The sequence below is a fragment of the uncultured Clostridium sp. genome (genome assembly GCF_934754915.1).
Lineage (GTDB): Bacteria > Bacillota > Clostridia > Clostridiales > Clostridiaceae > Clostridium.
On record NZ_CAKVKB010000214.1, the window covers coordinates 1 to 4,143 of the forward strand.

4 protein-coding genes are annotated in these 4,143 nt (G+C 28.1%); 1 reads left to right on the top strand and 3 read right to left on the bottom strand.

Annotated elements, in window-relative coordinates; translation table 11 throughout:
* Together dnaG and Q0F58_RS17630 are read right to left on the bottom strand one after the other, a co-directional pair.
* On the bottom strand, positions 1–1,072 hold a 1,072-nt coding region (gene dnaG / locus Q0F58_RS17625; protein ID WP_294379168.1), incomplete at its 3' end, for a DNA primase.
* 199 nt (positions 1,073–1,271) lie between these two features.
* Entirely contained in the window at positions 1,272–2,297 is a 1,026-nt protein-coding gene (locus tag Q0F58_RS17630) for a deoxyguanosinetriphosphate triphosphohydrolase (RefSeq protein WP_294379169.1), read from the bottom strand.
* 422 nt (positions 2,298–2,719) lie between these two features.
* Between Q0F58_RS17630 and Q0F58_RS17635 the strand changes: the two genes are divergently transcribed.
* Positions 2,720–3,766 carry a CotS family spore coat protein gene (locus Q0F58_RS17635; protein WP_294379170.1) on the top strand — a complete coding sequence of 349 codons (1,047 nt, stop codon included), beginning with the start codon at positions 2,720–2,722 and terminating at the stop codon, positions 3,764–3,766.
* 65 nt (positions 3,767–3,831) lie between these two features.
* Here Q0F58_RS17635 and Q0F58_RS17640 read toward each other — a convergent pair.
* Positions 3,832–4,143: putative PEP-binding protein (locus Q0F58_RS17640; RefSeq protein ID WP_367118213.1), on the bottom strand; the 312-nt coding region annotated here is incomplete at its 5' end.

Consider the following 4,143-nt stretch of genomic DNA (forward strand, 5'->3'; position numbering starts at 1 on the left):
GTGCATTATCAACAAGTCTTAAAAAAGCCTCTTTTCCATTGTTTCTTACAAATTCATCAGGATCCTTTCCCTGTGGAACTTTTAATACTTTAACATCAAAACCTGCATTTCTTAAAATTTCAAGTCCTCTAAGAGTTGCTGTCTGACCTGCCACATCAGCATCATATGATATTATTACTTTATTCACATATCTTTTAAGCAATCTTGCTTGATTAACAGTAAGTGCAGTTCCAAGTGAAGCCACTGTATTTGTTATTCCATGCTGATGCAGAGATATTAAATCCATATATCCCTCAACAATAATGATATAATCCTGCTCAAGTTTATTTTTAGTTGCAAAATTCAATCCATATAAATTTGTACCTTTATGAAAAACTGGTGTTTCAGGTGAATTTAAATACTTAGGCTTTGAATCATCTAAAACCCTTCCTCCAAATCCAATTACCTTTCCTCTAACATCAAACACTGGAAACATGACTCTATTCCTGAATCTATCATATGTATTACCACTTTTTTCACTCTTTGAAATAAGTCCAGCTTCCAACATGATGTTATCATTAAATCCTTTTTTTCTTAAATACATTATAAGATTATGCCATCCATCAGGTGCATAGCCAAGACCAAACCGCTTTATTACATCTTCTTTTATTCCTCTTTTTAAAAAATAATCTTTTGAAAAAGAATTTCTCTGTAAATTAGAAAAATAATATCTCGCAGCTTCAGTATTTATTTTATAAAGAAGATCTTTCTTTTTAGTAATCTGAGACTCCTTTGAATTTCCGACTTCTAATGGAATTCCTGCTTTATCTGCAAGATACTTTGCGGCTTCTTGAAATGTCAGTTTTTTGTATTTCATCACAAAAGTTATAACATTCCCAGCTTCACCACAAGAAAAACATTTATAAATCTGCTTTTCTTGAGAGACACTCATTGATGGAGATTTATCATTATGAAATGGACATAACCCGATATAATTTCTGCCTGATTTTTTTAACCTTACACTTTCTGAAATAATATCAACAATATCATTATCCTGCTTAATTCTTTCAATTACTTCTTCACGTATTTGCAAGGAGACATCTCCCTCCCTACTGCATTTTTCAACAGTTATATAATATTCGACATTATACATAGTTTTCCTTCTAAACTGTAATAAAAATTTATTATAAAATTTTTCATGTAAAACTATTCTGCAAATAATTCTGTTGATTGCAATATTTATAATTATTCTTTATTTTAATTCAAATTCCTCTTTTAAATAACAAATAAATTTAATCTATAACCATTTTAGGTACAAAAATTCTATTAAACATAACAAGACAATAATCATCACTCATTCCTGCAATATAATCTGCAACACCTCTTTTAACACCTTCTTTTTCAGCAATATCTCTATATAATTGAGGCATTTTATCTATATGATTTTCAAAATAATTTATGAGCTGCTCTAGTATAAATTTTGCTTTATTTCTCTCTTCCTTCAATGTTCCACCATGATATACATTTTTAAACATAAACCTTCTCAACTCAATCATTGCTTCATTGATTTCTTTGCTTAATCCAATTTCAAGTATTCCTTTTTCAATATTTGTATTTGAATAACTAACAAAATCTTTTATAAGTGTGTTCAATCTTTCTTCTGACGTCTTTCCTAGAATTTTAACAATTTCACATGGTATATCTTCAATACTTAAAAGACCTGCTCTAATTGAATCATCTATATCATGGTTTAAATATGCCATTTTATCACTTACTTTAACCACAATTCCTTCTAATGTTATTAAATCTTTAACTGTTCCAAGTCCGCTATGATGTAATATTCCATTTATAACTTCATTAGTTAAATTTAATCCTTTTCCATCATTTTCAAGCTTATTTACGACTCTCACGCTTTGTTCATTATGTCTAAAGCCGCCGTCTAAATAAGCATTTAATACTTCCTCTCCAGTATGAGCAAAAGCTACATGCCCTAAATCATGGCCTAAAGCAATTGCTTCAATAAGATTTTCATTCAATCCAATTCCTACACCTATATTTCTTGCAACCTGTGATACTTCTAATGTATGGGTCAATCTTGTTCTATAATGGTCTCCAGAGGTTTTTATATATACTTGTGTTTTATGCTTAAGGCGCCTAAAAGATTTGCTCTGTATTATTCTGTCTCTATCCTGCATATAACATGTTTTCATTTCATCAGGCTCTTCTTTTATCTGCCTTCCAGAAGACTTATTTGAAAATGCTGCTTCTTTTATCAGTGTCAAGTTTTCAAAACTTTCAATTTTTTCTCTTACATTCATATATATCACCTCTCTTTTATGTATTCTATACATATCATTATTTTCCTTTAATTATTATACACGTTTATTATTTGCAATTATTATCAATAATAACATAGTTTTATAAACTTTTTTTAATTTTATAGACTTTTCTATGTATATTGATTTGTTCTTATTAATATTATTAATAATGAAAGCTTTAATATTTTTTTCATAATATATATTCAAATATCATTTATAAACAAGAAACAACTTTGATATAAAATTTTCCAATATATATCATATATGTTAAAAGATTAAAGTTATCTTTAAAATTTATTCAAAACACATAAAAATATTAAATAAATTCGAAAATATTCCATCATTCATTATGAAATTTCAATACGTACATTGTTAATTACAATATATATCTATAAAACAATTATTTTTATTAGGAGGATATTATGAAGAGCGAATTTCAAGTTTTACAAAATTCCAGTCTTTCACCTGAAATCATCCAAAGATATGTTCTTCCAAAATTTAATTTACAAAATGCAGAAATTTCAATAATAAAATTTAAAGATACAGATAAACAAAGAGCTGTCTATCGAATCAATTACAAAAACAGCAGCTACTGCTTAAAAAAAGTATATTATGAATTGGATGATTTGTTATATGTATATTCTGCAATCGAGTGGCTTTACAGAAATAAAATAAGAGTTCCTAAACTTCTACCTACTATTGATAATAACAGGTTTGTCAGATTCAATAATATGCTTTTTATATTAACTCCATGGATTGAAGGAGAAAAATGTTCTTTTGATAACATAAAGCATATTGAAATATCAATAAAAAAACTGGCTCAGATTCATTCAATATCCAGAAAGTTCAAGCCAATCTTAGGAAGCAGTTTAAAAGAAGGATTTGATAATCATTACATATCAACTTTAAAGCATTTTCAAGATCTGCTTAAATCTTCTAACGACTCTTTTAGATATAAAGATAAATTTTCAAAAAAATTCATTTCAGAATTTGATCTTAATTTTAAATTGGCTAAACTTTCTTTAGATTTGGCTAATAAAATCAATCCAGCTTATCTAAGCCGTTCATTATGTCATGGAGACTATGTTAATAAAAATATACTTATACCACATGATAATGACCCTTGGATTATTGATTTTGACAAATGCAAAATGGATTATTGTGCTCGAGATTTGTCTTACTTCCTTAGACGACTATTGAGGCGTGATAATACAAAATGGAATCTAAACCTTTCCTTAAAAATTCTTGAAACTTACAATAACGTAACCCCTCTCACAAATGCAGATATTTATTATATAGTTTCCTATATATGTTTTCCTCAAAAATACTGGAAAATATCGCGAGACTACTTCAAAAATGTTAATAAATGCAATAAGAATTCTTTTTTAACCTTAATTAATAGTGCTACTTCAAAATCAAAATATCAATATAATTTTGCAGTGAACATAATAGATACTTTAAACTTATAAAAACAAAAATAAATGGCTTCCTGATTTGCAGAAAGCCATTTATTTTTATTTAAATTTCTATATTATTATCTTGGATTTTTAACCTGAGCTTGTGCTGCTGCAAGTCTTGCAAGAGGAACTCTAAATGGAGAACAAGATACATAATCTAATCCGACATTATGACAGAATTCAATTGATGATGGATCTCCACCATGCTCACCACATATTCCAAGATGAATATCTGGACGAGTTGCTTTTCCTTTTTCTGCTGCAATCTTAATTAATTGGCCAACACCAACCTGATCTAATTTAGCAAATGGATCTTGTTCATAAATCTTTCTATCATAGTATGAACTTAAGAACTTAGCTGCATCATCTCTTGAGAATCCAAATGTCAT

What these genes read in the sequence shown, in the direction of transcription:
- Q0F58_RS17630 (WP_294379169.1), bottom strand. Translation starts at nt 2,297, where the DNA reads ATGAATGTAAGAGAAAAAATTGAAAGTTTTGAAAACTTGACACTGATA.
- Q0F58_RS17635 (WP_294379170.1), top strand. Translation starts at nt 2,720, where the DNA reads ATGAAGAGCGAATTTCAAGTTTTACAAAATTCCAGTCTTTCACCTGAA.